9 protein-coding genes are annotated in these 17,671 nt (G+C 56.3%); 3 read left to right on the forward strand and 6 right to left on the reverse strand.

Annotation, left to right across the window (positions count from 1 at the left end; translation table 11 throughout):
• Positions 1–44: 44 nt before the first annotated feature.
• Entirely contained in the window at positions 45–986 is a 942-nt protein-coding gene (locus Fuma_RS05595) for a leucine-rich repeat domain-containing protein (RefSeq protein ID WP_077023272.1), read from the reverse strand.
• 1,298 nt (positions 987–2,284) lie between these two features.
• Here Fuma_RS05595 and Fuma_RS05600 point away from each other — a divergent pair.
• Entirely contained in the window at positions 2,285–3,319 is a 1,035-nt protein-coding gene (locus tag Fuma_RS05600) for an amidohydrolase family protein (protein ID WP_077023273.1), read from the forward strand.
• Position 3,320: 1 nt separating this feature from the next.
• Positions 3,321–6,008 carry a PQQ-dependent sugar dehydrogenase gene (locus tag Fuma_RS05605; protein WP_077023274.1) on the forward strand — a complete coding sequence of 896 codons (2,688 nt, stop codon included), beginning with the start codon at positions 3,321–3,323 and terminating at the stop codon, positions 6,006–6,008.
• 104 nt (positions 6,009–6,112) lie between these two features.
• Here Fuma_RS05605 and Fuma_RS05610 read toward each other — a convergent pair whose 3' ends face one another.
• The 4 genes from Fuma_RS05610 to Fuma_RS05630 form a co-directional block, all read right to left on the reverse strand.
• A complete protein-coding gene (locus Fuma_RS05610; RefSeq protein WP_077023275.1) occupies positions 6,113–6,985 on the reverse strand; it encodes an alpha/beta hydrolase in 873 nt (290 codons plus the stop codon).
• Positions 6,982–8,394, reverse strand: coding sequence for a DUF1501 domain-containing protein (locus tag Fuma_RS05615; protein WP_414655202.1), 1,413 nt, complete (start codon positions 8,392–8,394; stop codon positions 6,982–6,984). Before Fuma_RS05615 ends, Fuma_RS05610 begins: the two co-directional genes overlap by 4 nt.
• A gap of 7 nt (positions 8,395–8,401) precedes the next feature.
• Complete coding sequence (locus tag Fuma_RS05620) at positions 8,402–11,575, reverse strand: PSD1 and planctomycete cytochrome C domain-containing protein (protein WP_077023277.1); 3,174 nt, start codon at positions 11,573–11,575, stop codon at positions 8,402–8,404.
• A 780-nt stretch (positions 11,576–12,355) separates the two neighbouring features.
• The gene (locus Fuma_RS05630; protein WP_077023279.1) at positions 12,356–14,566 is read right to left on the reverse strand and encodes an ABC transporter permease family protein; all 2,211 of its coding nucleotides are present in this window, start codon (positions 14,564–14,566) and stop codon (positions 12,356–12,358) included.
• A gap of 167 nt (positions 14,567–14,733) precedes the next feature.
• On the opposite strand from Fuma_RS05630, the gene Fuma_RS05635 reads away from it, so the two are divergent.
• Positions 14,734–15,657: a prenyltransferase/squalene oxidase repeat-containing protein gene (locus Fuma_RS05635; RefSeq protein ID WP_077023280.1), complete on the forward strand. Its 924-nt coding sequence runs from the start codon at positions 14,734–14,736 to the stop codon at positions 15,655–15,657.
• A gap of 237 nt (positions 15,658–15,894) precedes the next feature.
• Here the strand turns inward: Fuma_RS05635 and Fuma_RS05640 are convergent, their stop codons facing one another.
• Positions 15,895–17,604, reverse strand: a complete 1,710-nt coding sequence (locus Fuma_RS05640; protein ID WP_077023281.1) for a GH3 auxin-responsive promoter family protein — start codon at positions 17,602–17,604, stop codon at positions 15,895–15,897.
• Positions 17,605–17,671: the final 67 nt, after the last annotated feature.

Here is a 17,671-nt window from a genome sequence, read left to right on the forward strand (position 1 = left end):
ACTTCGGATGCATCTTTTGGTTATGTCGCCGTATTCGAACTCCACTATCTGTGGATTCGGCATTTCGGCAATTTGAGTTCCAGTGATTCGATGTACTCAACGGCAATTCGATTGCCAGAAATATGAAGAGACTTGAGATGGGTCAAACCGTGTAGATGTTGCAGACCTGGGCCACGCACGTGGGAGCTTCCAATATCGAGGTACTGAAGTGCGCTAAGTTTACTCAAGGTAGCAAGTCCTTGATCAGAAACCAGGCTGTCTGCCACGATGAGCGTTTCGAGGTCTGGGATGTGTGCAACTTGCGCAAGGTCTTTGTCGTCAATTACTCCTCCACCGAGGAAATGCACTGTTCCGATCCACTTTGAGCGTTCCTTGAGACGGTGGATTCTTTCGCCGTGATCAACATAAAGCGTCAGCTTGGTAACGTCGTGGTCGATGCTCGGAAGCGCCTTTGCGAGCATTGCTGCACCTGCCGAAGTGACCTTGGTCTCGGAGAGGCTCATGTTTTGAACCCCCTTCAGTTTAGCGAGATGCTTCAAGCCAGCATCAGTGATTCGTGTTCCGTCAAGGTAGAGAAAAGACAGCGACTGAAGCGTACTAAGGTGAGCAAGACCACAGTCTGTAGTTTTCGTGAAACTCAGATTTAGCGTTTCGAGGGAAGGCATGGTTTTTAGGTGTTTGAGCCCGGCGTCGGTAATGCGCGTTCCGTGCAAGTCAAGAAGTTCAAGTTTCGGAAGGTGCCGCAACAAGGCAAGGTGTTTGTCGTGTATCGCCGTTGACGCGTTGGCATCGAGGTACAGGACGCGCTCACCAGCTTCGCCGGGAAACTTTTTCAGGTAGTTGATCTCTGCGCCAAGCGCCTTGAATTTGTCTATCGTCATCTGCTGCTCGACCGTCAGTACAGATGCGTCGTCAGAGAGATCTTTCGAGGCGATATTGACCTGGCACGCCAGAAGTTGGCAACAGGCGAGTATCTGAAGCCACATTATTGAGCTCCTTGCGACGTAACGCTTCGCGTAACCAGGTAGCGGTTGATGATCGATGTGAGTGCTGGCCGACCACAACTCAGCTGCATAATGTTGTCATGCGACCGGTGGCCGTGGTTTGCGGTTTTTCAGCCGTGCGTTCCTTTGACTGTGCAATTCCGTCAGCTTGTCTTCTGGAATAAGCCCATGATCCGCTAAGTCGGCCGAAATATAGACGCCGAATCGCTGGGGATGTGTCGGAACTCGCGAATTATTGCCAGGTATTTTGATGTTACAGGGTAGGCCAGTAACGCCTCTTTGCTCGGCACAGATTCCTTTTTTGGGTTTACGATAGTGATTAACACGGTGGACCATACTGTTGAGGCGGCAATTGACTTCAGGGATGTCGCATCATTGCAGCGGAAGCGAACGTGAACCTGTTGTCGATCAGGCACGGAGAAGACGGCGGCTGAAGTTACGCCGGGATATGTGAGAAGTAGAGAACTAATGTCATCGAGAGATTGGTGATCGGTCATTATGAAGCGAACTGGCGTTCGCGGTGACGCAGGGGGAAAACACTTCAAATCGTGGAATTCCATTTATGACTGTTATCGCATACCGCTTAGCATCAGCGGGTTGCGACAATTGATGCCCCATATGAAAACGCACCGACCGTAACTTGGCCGCATGCTGTTACTATTTTGCCGTGTCTTTTTTCTGTTGCCGCAGCAGAATGTGCAAGGATCTCTGCTTCTCACGCTGTTTGATGGCGTGAAGTTTGCCTGAGATTTGATCACAATTTGGGCTGGGCGGAAGTGGTTCTGGATACGACACACGGAGGATCATTTGAGATTCGGTAGGTGAAAGATCTAAGTCGTCCACAGGCATAGCATGGACTGTCCCGTCGTAGTCGAGTGCGAATATCTGGCCATTCCTGGGGATCGAGAGCGTGCGATCAACGAAGAAAATCTCCCTGGAGCCAGGTCATCAGCGCCTCGATTCGCGCCGTCTGAGGCCGAGACGCCTCGGCGGGCGATGGCGTGGGACGCGGGTGAAAGAATTGGTGTGCGCGGTCGGGAGACCCCCGCACAGCGCGACCCGTGCACAGCGCGGAGGGTTCAGGAAGGTCACGTCGCGTTGCCGCCGCTGGGATGAATCAGGACAGCATTCCCCGACGCGCACCCGTGCGGTGTGCCTCACCGTTCGGTCGCTTCCGCAGGGCGTGGTGATTGCGTATTCTGGACGAAACGAATTCGATCAGGATCTCTGAGAGGAATTCCTGATACTCGCGAATCATCAATGACACGAACGGGCAATCAATGACACGTTCTAAACAACCGGATGTGATCGGTACAGTGGGCCAAACATCTTCACACTTGGCCGACTTGACTTTGGAACGAGTGACGCGACGCGGATTTGTTTTGACCACGGTTGCTCTGGGAACGGCAGCGGTGTCGGAGTCTGCCGCATGGGGAGCGGAAGCGAAAGTGGAACCGGTTCCGATCATTGATTCGCACATCCATCTGTTTGACGGCTCGCGTCCCCAAGGCGCTCCGTACGTTGGTCCGGGTGGCAGTTCGCCCACCATTTCACTGCCCGCTGACTATCGAAAACTGGCCGTTCCCCTGGGAATCACGGGCGCCATCAAGGTCGAAGCCAGTCCGTGGGTCGAAGACAACCTGTGGGCGCTGCAGGTCATGCAGTCGGACGACATGATGCTCGGGCTGGTTGGCAATCTGCGGCCGGAGAAGCCGGACTTCCCCGAATTGCTCGTTCGCCACGCAAAGAATCCGCTGTATCGAGGCATTCGGCATGGCAACCTGTGGGGCTATGATCTCACGAAGATGGTCAGCGACGATGCGTTTATGAAGGGTATGCGTTTGCTGTCCGACCTTGACCTGTCGCTGGACATTGCCAACCCGACGGTGCCGTTGCTGGAAGCTGTCGTGCAGCTTAACCACAGCGTTCCGGATTTGCGCATCATCATCGATCACCTGCCGGGGCTGGAACCGACGGCGGATACATTGGCGGCGTACGATAACGTTCTGAAAGTTCTGCACAGTCGAAAGAATGTCTTCGTCAAACTGTCGGCCGTGATTCATCGCATCGCAGGTAAGGTCGTCAAAGATCTGGAGGTGCATCGTCCGCGGCTGGACCGATTGATCGACGTGTTCGGTGACGACCGAATTATCTTCGGCAGCGACTGGCCGAACAGTGACGGAGTGGCTTCGCTGGATGAGGTCGTGGGCATCGTGAAAGAGTACTTTGCTGACAAGCCGCGAGAGGTGCAGGAAAAGTACTTCTGGAAGAATTCCGTCACGGCCTACAAGTGGAAAGCGAAAAAGGACCGTTGACATGAACGTTCATCGATTTCGTCCGGCCCTGGTTCTGGTACTTGCCGCTGCCACGCTACAAGTGAGTGCCTTCACTTTTGCCGACGAACCGGCCGCCCAGCCCGCTTTCGGCATGAAGGCTCGCACGCCGTTCACCACATCGCGAGTTGTCGGTTCTCCCGCACCACCGCCACCGTTTGTTGTGGAACCGATTTTTGTAGACATTCAGTGGGATCGCCCGCTGTACATCAAGCCCGAACCTGGAACCAATGACCTGTTCGTCATTCAGCAGGGCGGCGAAAAAGACAGGCCGGCGAAAATCCTGCGCATCAGCGATGAACCGAACGTTGCGGACACGAGGCTGTTACTCGAAGTGGAAGATCGACTGGTCTATGGTCTGGAGTTTCATCCGAACTACCAACAAAACGGGTTCCTGTTTGTCTATTCGAACGGTCCGCGTGAGGAGCCACGTCTCAGAAAGAACCGCATTTCGCGTTTTACGATTGCCGATGGCGAATGCGATCCGGCGTCTGAAGTCGTCATTCTTGAGTGGCGGTCGAACGGTCACGATGGGGGTGACCTGGCGTTCGGAACCGATGGCATGCTATACACGGCCACCGGCGATGGGACGAGCGATTCTGACGAATGGACGTCCGCACAGGATGTCACGAATCTGCTGGGAAGTGTTTTGCGCATCGACGTCGACCGTCCCGACAAGGATAAGCCTTATTCTGTGCCGCCAGACAATCCGTTTCTGAATGTGCCCAACGCTCGACCGGAACTTTGGGCCATCGGTTTGCGAAACCCGTGGCGAATTACGATCGACCGCGCCAACGGTCAACAGTGGGTCGGCAACAACGGACAGGATCTTTGGGAAACCGTTCATCTTGTTCAACCGGGTGAAAATTATGGCTGGAGCGTTTACGAAGGGAGCCACCCGTTTTATCCCAATCGTGAACTCGGTCCCGGCCAGCTCACCGATCCCACAATCGAACACCATCACACTGTTGCCCGGTCGATGACCGGTGGCGTTGTGTATACCGGTGAGCAGCTGGCGGATCTGAACGGAGCCTACATCTACGGCGATTACGACACAGGAAAAATCTGGGCGGCGCGACACGATGGGAAGCAGCTGACCTGGCATCAGGAAATCGCCGACAGCGCGCTGCGCATCGCTGGGTTTTCTAATTCACATCGAGGCAACCTGCTGGTCGTCGACTACTCGGGAGGCATTTATCGGCTGGTCGTCAATCCCGACAGCCTCAAGCCGTTTGACGAATCTGCTTTTCCACACACGCTTAGCGAAACCGGTCTGTTTGCATCGGTGCCTGAGCATCGGATGGCGGCGGGCGTTATCCCTTATTCGGTAAATACTCCAGCGTGGCACGATGGAGCCACTGCGCAGCGATTTCTTGCGATACCCGGCGATGGTCAAATGACCTGGGCCGCCAACAATGGGTTTACGTGTTCCAACGGCACGGTGCTGGTTCAAACGCTTACGCTGGGCACTGGTGAGAACGCTCGGCGAATCGAAACGCGTCTGTTGACGAGACAGCAAAACGAATGGGCGGGCTACTCATACCAATGGAACCCCGAGCAGACCGAGGCCACACTCGTCGAGAGTGAAGGCAAAGACATAGAAATTAACGTCACAGATGGCGAGGATTTGCGCAGTCAGCCCTGGCGAATTCCGTCGCGCACCGAATGCAGTTCGTGTCACACGCGCCAAGCCAACTTTCTGCTGGGATTAACGGCAGTGCAACTTAATCGCGACCACAACTACGAAAGCGTGTCAGCCAACCAATTGAGCACGTTTGCCCACATTGGATTATTCGTCAAGCAGCCGGACGACCTCAGCACAATCGGCCACACGGTCGACCCATATGATGCTGCAGAACCGCTTGAAGCACGCGCCCGGTCATGGCTGCACGCTAACTGTTCCCACTGCCATGTGAACGCTGGTGGAGGGAACGCGAGGATCCTGCTGTCATTCGACAAGTCACTTGACGCTATGCATGTCATTTCGGAATTTCCGCAACATGCCACGTTCGGTTTCGCTCGCCCCAGAATCATCGCGCCGGGTGAACCGGATCAATCTGTGATGCTTGCCAGGATTAGTCGTCGAGGCCGTGGTCAGATGCCTCCGCTGGTCTCAAGGCAGGTTGACCAGCGGGCTGTCAGGCTGCTGACTGACTGGATCGCGTCCATGGAGTCCGACCACAAATTTGTGAAAGACTGGAAAATTGCCGATCTGCAGGATCATGTCCCGCAGTCAGCCGATGGTCGTTCACTCAAACGCGGCGCGGATGTGTTCAAGTCGTCGGGGTGCGGCCAGTGTCATCGTTTAGGCGATGGCAAGGGCGGCATTGGTCCCAACCTGATTGGTATTGCCGATCGCAAAAAGCCAGCAGAAATTCTTGAGTCGATCCTCGAGCCGTCGGCAAAGATTGACGACAAATACGCCGACACGATTTTGATTACCGTCGATGGTCGCGCGGTGCAGGGGCGTATCGAAACTGAAACCGACGACGCCGTTGTGCTGCGGTCGACCGGCACATTCAACGATTCAGTCGCGATCGCCAAGAAGGACATCGAGGAACGAATGCTGTCCAAAGTGTCATCCATGCCCCGCGGAATGGTCAATCACCTGGAGCGTGACGAGCTTCTTGACCTGCTGGCGTATGTCCTGTTCCAGTCAGCCGAACCGTAACGCCACCTGCTCCTTTCTTCGCCAACATCAGCAGGCAACGCACGGTGGGGCTGTCTTGAGGTCTTCAAGGTGGTCCGCGTGGTCGCGTTGAGGATGCCAGCCTGTCACTGTTTCTTCAGCCAGCGGCCTAACCAGTGAGCCGCGTGGCCGGGCCAGGTCGAGATTTCTGATCCATCGACCGACCTCAAGCCGTACCCGTGGCCTCCGTTTCCATACACGTGCAATTCGCCGGGTATGCCTGACTTCTTAAGCCCGGCATAAAACAGCACGGCGCCCAGTGAGGACGATCGATCGTCATCAGTGTGAACAAGAAACGTCGGTGGGCAGTTCTCAGCGACTGACACACCCTCGACCAGATCCCCGCGTTTGGCGTCGTACATGTTCCAGGGATAAATCAGCATTGCGAAATCGGGCCGGTGAGAAACCTTGTCGACCGCATCAACGGGCTGATAACTCAGACGTCCCCCATCGCTTAACAAACGCGCGGCAACTTGTCCGCCCGCAGAGAACCCCAGCAGCCCGATGCGATCCGGCGTCAACTTCCATTCGCCCGCCCGGCGACGTACCAGTGCCAAGGTGCGCTGAGCATCCTGAAGTGGGCGTTCCCAACCGACGTCGTCGCCCTGTTTGGTGCGGTAGCTGAGTACAAACGCCGTGAATCCTTGCTCGTTTAGCCACGACGCCGCTTCGGTGCCTTCTTTGTCCGGGACAACTTTGCCAAACCCGCCGCCGGGCAGAATAACTACTGCTGCGCCGTTGGGTTTCGGCGCCAGATGGACCGAAATGGTGGGTCGCGTAATGTTCACGACTCGGGTAACAGGCGGATTTTCATTGGGACGCGCAGGCTGTGCCGTGCCCAATTTTCGAGTGGTCTCGCCCGGTGCAAGGTCCGGCCAGACGTCGAGTGGTTCATTCGCGTCAAGCGAAGGCACGAGCCCGAAACAGCAGCACAACGTAAGCGTACGTATGGAATTCATGTCAGGATCTCGTGGACAACGCGGGCAGATTCGACACCAGTGAGTTTAAAGTCGAGACCCTGATAGCGATGAGTGAATCGTTCGTGATCGACGCCCAATTGGTGCAGTGCGGTGGCATGCAGGTCGCGAACATGGACGGGGTTTTCGACGGCGTTATAGCTGAAGTCATCGGTAGCTCCGTAACTAAAGCCGGGCTTTATTCCCGCCCCAGCCATCCAAACAGTGAAGCAGCGAGGATGATGGTCGCGTCCGGCCTGTGGTGACTTCCAATCGCCCTGTCCGGCGACACCGCGCCCGAATTCGCCGCCCCAAATGACAAGAGTATCTTCCAGCAGTCCGCGTTGTTTCAGATCCTTCACCAGCGCGGCGCTGGCCTGGTCGGTGTCCACGCATCGCGAAACGCACCACGAACTCAGACGAGAATGGTGATCCCAGTCCGGGTGGAACAACTGGATGAAACGCACGTTTCGTTCGGCAAGGCGACGAGCCAGAATGCAGTTAGCCGCATAACTGCCGGGGCGTCGCGAATCCGGGCCGTACAGATCAAACGTTGATTCCGGTTCATCGCTGAGGTCGGTCAGGTCCGGAATGCTGGTCTGCATGCGAAACGCCATCTCATACTGCTGGATGCGAGTTTCAATTTCCGGGTCGAAGGTTTGCTCGTATTTCTGCCGGTTGATCGAAGCTAAACCGTCCAGCATCTCCCGCCGCAGTTCACGCGGGAATCCATCGGGATCGTTCAAATACAGCACAGGATCTTTCGCGTTGCGGAGCTTCACGCCCTGGTGCCTGGACGGCAGAAAACCACTGCCCCAATAGTGATCGTACAGCGGCTGATCGCTGCCGCGTTTCATGCGGGAAAGCAGCACGACGTAATCCGGCAGGTTGCGATTGACGCTGCCCAAACCGTAACTCGCCCAACAGCCAAAGCTGGGCCGTCCGGCAAGCTGATGCCCCGTCAGAAATTTGGTCATCGCCGGCGCGTGGTTGATTTGATCAGTCACCATCGACTTGACAAGGCAGATCTCGTCCGCGATGGAACCGATGTGCGGCAACCATTCACCAATCATCGTTCCACTCTGTCCGTGCTGTTTGAACTTCGCGACCGATGGCATGATTAACTGTTGTTTGCCAGCCGTCATTCCGGTGAGTCGCTGTCCCTGACGAACGCTGGCCGGAAGTTCAGTGCCGGCGAGCTTCTGCAAGCCCGGCTTATGGTCAAACAGTTCGATTTGAGACGGACCACCAGACTGCGTGAGAAAGATTACGCGTTTTGCCTGTGGAGCAAAATGTGGTAACGAATGCTTCAATTCGGCAGAAGCAAGTTCGTCACCCAGCAACGTCCCGGCGGCAAGGGCGCCGAAGTTCAGGCCTCCCTGCTGCAGAAAGCTGCGTCGTCGAAGTTGCATTTGAGAACTATTCACGTGTAATCGCCTCATCAAGGTTCAGCAACAGGCTGGACACCGCCATCCACGCGGCCGTGTTCGGTGCCTGTTCACGCGACGGTGGAGATTGTTGTCCGATCGTCGTGTAATGAACGGCTTCCGCCGGGTTGTCTTCGTAATATGTTCGAGCACGCGACCAGACGGCGTGCAGTCTTTCCAACTCCGAATCATTCAGGCGTCGCGACAGCACTCGGACAGCTAGCGACTGCATCGTTTCTGCCGCCGAGGCGTCTGAAGAATCGAGTGAGGCCGTAGCATTGCCACCGTCACCAACGGCGAGGTCAGCAAGTGCTCGCGACGCTTCCAGCATTGTTGTGTCGTTCATCAACGTGAGGGCATGTAGCGGCGTGTTGGTGCGTCGGACTCCCACTTCGCACACTCGGCGTTGAGCACTATCAAACAGGAATGTCGGTGCGACCGAGCGACGCCAGAATCCGTAGACTGTTCGGCGATACTGCGCCGGTCCAACGCTGGGTTGGTAGTCGAATCGTCCCATCGTGATTTCGGACCAAACACCTTCGGGTTGATACGGACGTACGGGCGGACCACCGATTGCGCTGTTCAGTAAACCTGAAACTTGCAGCGCATTGTCGCGAATCATCCATGCCGGCAGGCGAAACCGCGGAGCACGCGCGAGCAGTCGGTTTTCCGGATCTCGCAGAATCAGCTCGGGCGTGGCGTCGCTGCTTTGCCGATATGTTCGGCTGGTCGCAATCAGCCGGAGAATGTGCTGCAGGTCCCAGTCGTTTTCGATTAGCTCAACGGCCAACCAGTCCAGCAGTTTTGGATGTGTTGGCAGTTCGCCCTGTAACCCGAATTCGCCTGGCGTCCGCACCAATCCCTGCCCGAACATAAGCTGCCAGAGGTGATTAACGACAACACGAGCCGTCAACGGGTTGTCAGTATCGACAAGCCAGCGAGCCAGGTCCAGCCGCGTTTGCGTCCGATCTTTGGGCCACTTCAGGACACTCGTAATAACAGCTCGCTCGACAACATCCCCCTTCGCATCCCAGACACCGCGTAGCAACACGTGAGTTTCCCGACGTTCCTTACGTTCGGCCAGCACCATGACGTTTCGCGGACTCTGTTGCGACTTCAGTTCCGCAAGTTGTTTGTTGGCAGCTTGAAGACGCCGCGACGCCTGCTGATAGGCGTTGTCGTCGAGGAGAAACTGATCGAGTAGCCTCGCTCGTAATTCGTCGGGCAATTTTTTATCGAGCGGTGTACCTTCGTTAGGTGAGGCTGCGTCAGCCAGCGAAGAGCCTGCGATACTCGCCAGTTCTGCAATGGGTGAAACGCCATCGACTCGCCGGACAGCTTCGCCTCGTTCGGCGGCCAGTGAAATCCGAAAGCGTCCGATGTTGGCGTGGCCGTGTGTCGATCGATGCCGTAAGACAATCACCAGTCGGTCGCCCGGTTGAACGTGCCACGGTTCGGTCAATTCAAACACGCCCACATGCGGTTGAATGGCATCGACTCCAATCGTTGACCAACCGTCGCGAGCGTCATCATTCAGCGTGTCCTTGATGCGCCCGTAACGGGCATCCCACTCGCTTTTGTGTTTTGTGTCGCGTTCGATGTCTGCCGTTGCGCCCGATAATTCGAGTTGTGTTTCCGACGGACTACCTTCACGTCGCGCAAGAACTCGCACATTGGTTAGCGTGAATTCGCCGTTGCCATCACGAGTAAACCTGCCGCCCTCATGAGACTCGTGCGGGAACACTTCCAGCCGCCACCCGGTAACGCGTGGCATCTCATCCGGAACCTGCAGCACAACGCGATAATCATCCTGCGTTGGTGCCTTGCCGTGGGTCTGAACAATGTGGTCGGCATCGACGGAAAAGTCTGTGCCATCACTGCTGGAAACGCTCGGAGGCGGCGTCCGCCAGATGCGATAGTCTTTGGGCGGATCGGACAGAAAACTCGCCAACCAATTTTCAAAACGGTGCTCAGCAGCTTGACGCTCAGCGACTTCCTGAACTTTGCACTTATTGGCGAACGCCTGCATTTCCTGGACGCGTTCGTCGACAAGCGGAGATTGAAATTTCAAGTACGGCTTTGCTCGCATCCCGGCCTTGCCGTCTTCGTCGATACTGTTGAAGAAGGCGAACATCGAATAGTAATCGTGATGCGAAATCGGATCGAATTTGTGCGTGTGACATTGCGTGCATCCCAACGTCAGTCCCAGCCAAACCGTGCCCGTCGTGTTCACCCGGTCAATCACATAATCAATCCTAGATTCTTCCGGATCGCGACCGCCTTCGCCATTCGTCATGTGATTGCGATGAAAGCACGTCGCCAGTTTCTGCTCGTCCGTCGCGTTTGGAAGCAGGTCGCCAGCGAACTGTTCGATGGTGAATTCGTCGAATGGTTTGTTCACACGAAACTGTTCGATCACCCAATCACGCCATGGCCAGTTTTGCCTGGTTTGATCCTGCTGGAACCCATCAGAATCCGAATAGCGGGCCGCATCCAGCCACCACATTGCCAACCGTTCAGCGTAATCAGGCGACTCCAACAACCGATCGATCTCAGCCTGCCACGCGTCGTTCCCCGAGTTCTCTGAAGACCGCTGTAGCGTTTCCAAACTCGGCGCCATGCCGGTCAGATCGAAAGAAAGACGGCGCAATAGAGTCTCAGGCCGCGCCGATTCTGAAAGCGTCAAGCCTTCGGCGTGAAGTCGGTCCGTCACGAACGCATCGATGGGATTGGCCTGACCGACGGGAACGTCCGGCCGAGTCAGCGATTCAAACGACCAGTGCTTCCCCCATTTGGCACCACGAAGAATCCACTGCCGAATCGCCTCGCGTTCTTTGGCACTCAGCGGTTTGCGGTGTGAGTCCCCCGGCGGCATCAGCTGATCTTCGTCGTCGGAAGTGATACGCCGCCAGAGTTCGCTGTCTTCCGGTTTTCCGGGAACAATCGCGGGAATCCCGTCGCGGTCTGCTTTCGCAGCAGATTCTAAATCCAGCCGCAAATCCGCTTCACGATTTTCTTCGTCAGGCCCATGGCAATGAAAACAGCGATCCGACAGCACAGGCAGCACATCGTGAGAGAACGAAACCTCGTCTCCACACGTCACCGACGCCGCCGCCAGCCATACGAAGACGCCGAGCATTGCGTGGACTGGATTCTTCCCCTGCATTGTTTTGTTCTCAGCCAAATCAACGTTTTCGTGTGAGCAGCGCCGCGTTTCATGACACGAACGGCGACAAACTGCTCAAGCATCTTACCGTGGCGGCACGGCAACTGCATGCCTTAGCTGACACCCGGAACGAGAATGTCGCACTGAAAACCGCTGGCCTACTTCGAAATTTCATTAGCCGCAGGGCGCTAGCGTGGTCTGCTAAAAATTCGGGGTTGACAGGTGTTTTCCGATGGACTGTGTCTGGAGTTTTTGTTCTGGCCTTAGCCCGGAAGGGCGGCAGCACGTAGCCTTGGGCGTGAGCCCAAGGTCACGAGCCATGAATTTGAGCAAGCCCCGAAGGGGTGACAGCGGTGTTCTGTTCTTCCTTTCGCTGCCGCCCCTCCGGGGCTTGTTTGTACGTCGGGCGACAACCTCGGGCGACAACCTCGGGCTGACGCCCGAGGCTACGTGCTGCCGCCCTCCGGGCGAAAAACACAGTGAAACATCCGCTGCCCGGCGGAACAAAAGTTGCGCAAACCAATAAGCCACGCAATACCAGTTTTTTAACAGACCAGCGCTAGCCCCAGTTGTTGGACTTTGTCAGTACGAAACCGGGGCTGACGCCCTGTGGCGAATCCGGCGTGCCCAGAGCCACAAGCATCTGTGATTGCCCCAACCTGGACCTCCGGGCACGCATCCCGAGTCAATCGCTCGGATTTTTGGATATTCAAACCAACGTATGAATTCGTAGTGAACTGCGGGAAATGTGGATCTACAGTTGCGGATCAAAAGCCACATTCATTCACCGCCTGCATAGTCGGCACCCTCGGCTTCTTCATTCAGAACGGGCTCCGTGAGATAGAACGCTTCATTATCTGGTTGCAGGCTGGTTGCATACGCATCGGCGTCAACGGCTATCTTCTGCATCGTGCCAATATCGCTGAGCACTTCCTCACGGCATTCGTTGTGTAGACGCTGCATCGTTTCTGGCGAACAGTACGCCACGCGGTAGGCTTCCCAGTTGGTGGCAAAGCTGACGGCCGCCGGGAGACTTAGAAACGCGATCGTGCAGAGTCCTAACCCTGTCGCCAGAGTTGGACGGCACCAGCACAGGATGAACCGGCCGATTTGCTTTCCCCGCGTTCTGTCAGACGCATTCGGTTGCTTATTGCGCAATCGCAGCACAATCCACAGCGAGGAGATCAGAAATCCGGCGAGTAAAGAGCACTCAGTCCCTCGATTCTGAGTCCACAGGAAAACGGCTTTGGCCCACACGGGAATTTGCGGTAGTTGCAGTGGTGGCATTGCCCATGGATTTCCTGGCTGAGCGCTCTCCCATGCGACAGTGGCACTGAAATGCTGCAATACCATTGCATATAGAGATCCCAGCACCAGGACGGCGGGAATGAAGATCCGTTTTCGCACAGGTGCGGTTTTCTGCGGGCGGAAGTACCAACGTCGAATCAGCAGCACAACGATCGTCACCAGGCAGATTCCACCGACCACGTTAATTGTCCAGCCAGCGATCTCCCCACGTAAGACTCCAGCCGGAATCAACGCCTGGAACACTACAGAGACAACAAATGCCCCGCCGAAAACCACTGGATATCGCCAACCGAATGCGACACCCTCCGAAAGCTGGAAGCGTCTTCCGAACAGCCAAATCGCCGTCGCAATGACAAGGCAACCGACACCGTAAAGTAAGATCTTGCAGATGGCGGACAGGCGTGTTCCGTCGTCCCTTTCATCCGGATTTAGATCGAATCTCGCCATCACGCGAGTCCCGATTTCCTGATCCAGCCCACGTTGACGACTGATGCGAAAATTGACGTCGTATCGCGTTAGCGGAGTGTGGCTGGCAGTAAGTTCGGGCGTGCTTTGTTCCAGTTGTAGCAGTGTCTGGTGTCCCTGTGCGAACACGCCCCTTCGATATAGGCGAGGAAAGAAGCCGCTTTGTTGGTCGCTAATCTGTTCGGCCAGTCTCAATTGTTGCTCAACGATATGAGCTGCGAAGTCTGCGTTTCCTTCCCGTCGCACCCTGGTGGTTTCAAGTTCCAGATGGTCTCGCAGTTTCCTGCAAATTGCATCCACATGCCATTGGATGCGGTCTTCACTGGCACACCGCGATGCTTCGCCTGTCGCCTGCTGCGTTCGTGCGACCTGAAGTTGAAGTTGCAACGGTCGATGCTGGTTGGGAAATTTCAATTCACGGAGTTCCTGTCCCCTGTAAAAGTGACGGCACCCAGCGTCATAAGTCGCTTGATCAGAAATTACTTCGTAGGCTCCGAGAAAATCCGAGTAGTACACTTTCTCCGCAGATTTCCTCCAGCACTGCGCAGCGGCCAAGTAGTCGTAAAGAGCATTATCTGGGTCATGCTTCCTGGCCTCATGCAGGATGTTCAGCCAGTTTGTGTCTCGCACTTCGCCACCGTCGGTGCTGAAGCACGCAGGAAACAGCAGCATCGCCCGGAGACGCCATAGTTCCCTGTTGTTCGGTTCAGCGTCCGTCGCCTGGCTCGCCAGCTCAGTGCATTTGGCCGAACACTTGTCCCAAAATTCGTGCGTCAGCTTCGCTCGTTCTTCGCTCAGGGCATCTGATCCCTGTTGCAGAAGGAACTTACTGGTCCAGGCGGATAAATAGCCGAAGCCCGGCCCATCCAACAATAATGCGGCACCCATCGCTTCTGACGCTGTCAGATCACCACGCGCTTCCAAACGGCTGACGGCTTCCAGCCAGAACTCCGCCTGTTCGGGTGGCAGCATTCGTGTTACGCGAGCTTTTTCACTGCCCACAATATCCTGAGCTGCCGCATCAATGCCGTCGGCCACTGCTGACCGCGACGCAGCGTCCCAGCGGTGGCTGAACACGCAAAACGCTGACGACGTGACAAAGCTATTCACCAACAGTGTCCAAAAGCATCGCGTGGCAAGCCCCATCAGAACTGCGGCCAGGCCCGGATCTTCCTGCTGAGTCAGCCCGCCCGTAAAAATTGTCTTTAGCCACTTCATGAGCAATCAGATATGCTGTGTGCAGTCGCCGGCGACAAACGCATGGCGTGGACAATCCTAATTCGTGGTGTGTACAAATGCAGTACGCACGCAGGCTGACAGTGGATCATCGCATTTTCGAAGATAGCTGGCATTAGCTCCCGCAAAACCTAAGAACCTTCCCAAACATGTACCTGTTTCGTCTGGCTGATCGAGTTGCTCGGGGCCTGAAAGAACTTGATCCGTCGCGTTTGCAGCGGCATCGTGATTTCCTGCTGACTCAACGCATGCCCGACGGCGGATTTCGGGGGCGAGAAGGCGATTCGGACCTCTATTACACAGGTTTTGCGGTGCGAGCCCTAGCGGTTTCCGGTGGGCTGCAAGACGACGTCAACAATGGCGTCGTCAACTATTTGAAAAAGCATCAGCCGCTGGATTTGGGAGTGATTGATTTGCTGAGCTGGCTGTACAGTGCGTTGGTGGTGCAAGCGGGGGGCGGGGAAGACCTGCTCGCAGATGCACCTCGTGACTTCGCGGAAAAGGTCGCAGAGAAGCTGGAAGCGACTCGAGTTGCCGATGGCGGATACGCGAAAAGCACCGAAGGTTCGGCGGGCAGTACGTATCATTCGTTCATGGTGTCGCTGACTTACGAACTGATTGGACAAACGCCGCCAAAGCCGAACCGGCTGATTCAGTTTCTGTACGACCGACAACGCGACGACGGCGGGTTTGTTGAGATCGCTCCTATGCGCCGCAGCGGGACTAATCCAACGGCTGCAGCGGTCGCGTTGCTGCACAGTCTGGGCGGAATGGATGACGACATCGCCGACGATGTGCAGGGCTTTCTAACCGACGTCGTCAGCACCGAAGGCGGCTTTCAGGCGAACACTCGCATTCCCTTTGCAGACGGCTTATCGACCTTCACCGGACTGTTAACGGGGCACGATCTCGGCCGCCGCGACATCATCAAGCCCGATCGAATTCTGCAGTGGCTGACTTCGCAGATTGAACTGCCGACCGGCGGTTTTCGAGGAGCCAGTTGGGATCAGCAGGCCGACGTGGAATACAGTTTCTACGGCCTCGGAATTCTCGGCTTGCTGCATGCAACGTGACGATCTCTGATCGTGGCGGGTGGTGACCTACACCTCTCCGCGGCGAAGCTCAGCGGAGGTCGGGCGAGCGAAGTAAATTCCGGGAGGGGGGCTCGGCACGCTGGAAGCACGGCTTGGTGTCTCATGGCCACTTTGTGACTGGCAACAACGTGATCAGCCCTCCCCCGATCTCGCTGCGCTTGATCGACCCCTCCCACGACAAGTCGCGGTAGGGGTTGCAGATGAATGCGGCTGGTTTTACTGCACCGACGGTCGGCAGTCCTTCATGAACACGCCTTCGAAGCGGCTGTCGGGAACGAGACACGGATGTTTGTATTGTTCGGGGCTGCCACCGGATCGTGCGAGACGCCGTTCCGCGTACCGTTGCCAATCGCCTTCAGGAAGCGCTTCGCACTTCATCGGATGCAGCCGTGAGGTGGCTCGTTTTTCTTCGTATTCGCAATTAAGACGCCGCAGTTCCGCATCAACAGATTCCGCCACTCGGCGCAACTGATCATCAACAAGCGTTTGCCCGTTCGCGGCTGCGACATACAAACAATAACCCGGCGGTTCGCCCCAGGCGGGGGTGAGCGTAAATTGCCGCACTTCGATAGCAACGTTGCCGCCAGCTGTTTGGACGGCCGCCACCACCTGCGATTCCGTGATCTTTTCGCCCGTGATGCTGGATATGTGAGCTCCCTTGTGCAGGAACTCCAGTATCGGTGTGGTGCCGAAGAAACCCGTGCAGCGGACGACGTCGAACATGTTGTAGCGATACAGCCCGGACGCCGTTGTCAGCAAAATGAAGTACTCGCCGCCGTCCTGTAATTCGTGCGAATCCAGAACGACCGGCTGAGTCGAAGTGGCCTCGGCGACAGGAATGAATTCGAAGAAATGCGATTCGATGTCCAGCACGCCGGCGGCCGTGTTGTCTTCAAACGGAATCGTCATGCGACCTTCGCTGGCATGCAGACCGTGGTCCCGGATCGGGATGTTGGGAAACGCGGTTCGCAATTGCGGCAGGTAGGCCGCCGCGCTGCCGCCTGTCCAGACTCCCAGACACACCATTTTCGGCCAGCATTCGGTCGGCTTCAGTTCGCCATGCCGTTCCATGATGCTGTGCAGTTCTTGTGCGCGTGTGGGGTTGGCAGTCATGCGCTGAGACAGCGTTCCGAACACCGCGTCTGACGGATCCAAGCAACGCAACTGGCCATCGTGGATATCGCGAATGATCGGTTCGGCCGATTCGTTCGCTTGAGCCAAAAGTTGCAGCAACGTCGACGGATTGGCCGTGATGAACATACCAACCCACGGGTCGGCCAGAGCAAACGTGGCGATCGCACGGCGTTTAATTTCGGCGTTCAGCAGGCCCGCCGTGGCGACTGGCACGCTGTACAGTTTTTGTACGATCCGTTTCTGCATCGACGACGCAAGACCGCTGATGTTTCCGCAGGGAATGCCGTCGGCCGTTCGTTGGCGGTCGTGCGAACTGCTGATCTGCACCATGCGTCGCTGCGACAATTTCGGGTGCGACTGAAACACCCCCATGCCCCAATGTTGCCAGCCGCGTCGGTAGTCGTCGACGAATCTGCGCGTGACGGGGATCAACTTGGACTTCGCCGTCGTGCCGCTGGTGACGGCATACATCAGCAACGGATTCTTCTGACCCAATAACGCTCGATGATCGCCCTGCTTCATTTCGTCGATGGCCGAACGGAAATTTTCGTAGTCCGCAACAGGATGCCGCTGACGGAACTGCGGCACGGACAAGTCAGCGTTCAGGCCCAGCGATTGAGAGTACCGGCTGTCGGCGTTCAACTGCAGCAGCCCGGCCAGAGTCTTGCGCTGCACATCGCGGCATGACTGCTTCGCCAACTGCAGAAAATCGTCCTTCCGACGAATCATCTTCCGCCGCACGACGCGAGCGATCGCGGAACGGATTCGAATACGCAGTGGGATGGCGGTCATACGAAGCTAAGTTGATGTGATGTGCAATTTGTCACGGAATTCGCCAGACTTCCCGCGATTGATTCGG

The sequence above is a fragment of the Fuerstiella marisgermanici genome, from assembly GCF_001983935.1.
Classification (GTDB): Bacteria; Planctomycetota; Planctomycetia; order Planctomycetales; family Planctomycetaceae; genus Fuerstiella; species Fuerstiella marisgermanici.

Bases quoted from the DNA above. Each gene is read 5' to 3' on its own strand.
- Fuma_RS05610 (WP_077023275.1), bottom strand. From the start codon at position 6,985: ATGAATTCCATACGTACGCTTACGTTGTGCTGCTGTTTCGGGCTCGTG.
- Fuma_RS05620 (WP_077023277.1), bottom strand. From the start codon at position 11,575: ATGCAGGGGAAGAATCCAGTCCACGCAATGCTCGGCGTCTTCGTATGG.
- Fuma_RS05635 (WP_077023280.1), top strand. From the start codon at position 14,734: ATGTACCTGTTTCGTCTGGCTGATCGAGTTGCTCGGGGCCTGAAAGAA.
- Fuma_RS05615 (WP_414655202.1), bottom strand. From the start codon at position 8,394: ATGCAACTTCGACGACGCAGCTTTCTGCAGCAGGGAGGCCTGAACTTC.
- Fuma_RS05600 (WP_077023273.1), top strand. From the start codon at position 2,285: ATGACACGTTCTAAACAACCGGATGTGATCGGTACAGTGGGCCAAACA.
- Fuma_RS05595 (WP_077023272.1), bottom strand. From the start codon at position 986: ATGTGGCTTCAGATACTCGCCTGTTGCCAACTTCTGGCGTGCCAGGTC.
- Fuma_RS05605 (WP_077023274.1), top strand. From the start codon at position 3,321: ATGAACGTTCATCGATTTCGTCCGGCCCTGGTTCTGGTACTTGCCGCT.
- Fuma_RS05630 (WP_077023279.1), bottom strand. From the start codon at position 14,566: ATGAAGTGGCTAAAGACAATTTTTACGGGCGGGCTGACTCAGCAGGAA.
- Fuma_RS05640 (WP_077023281.1), bottom strand. From the start codon at position 17,604: ATGACCGCCATCCCACTGCGTATTCGAATCCGTTCCGCGATCGCTCGC.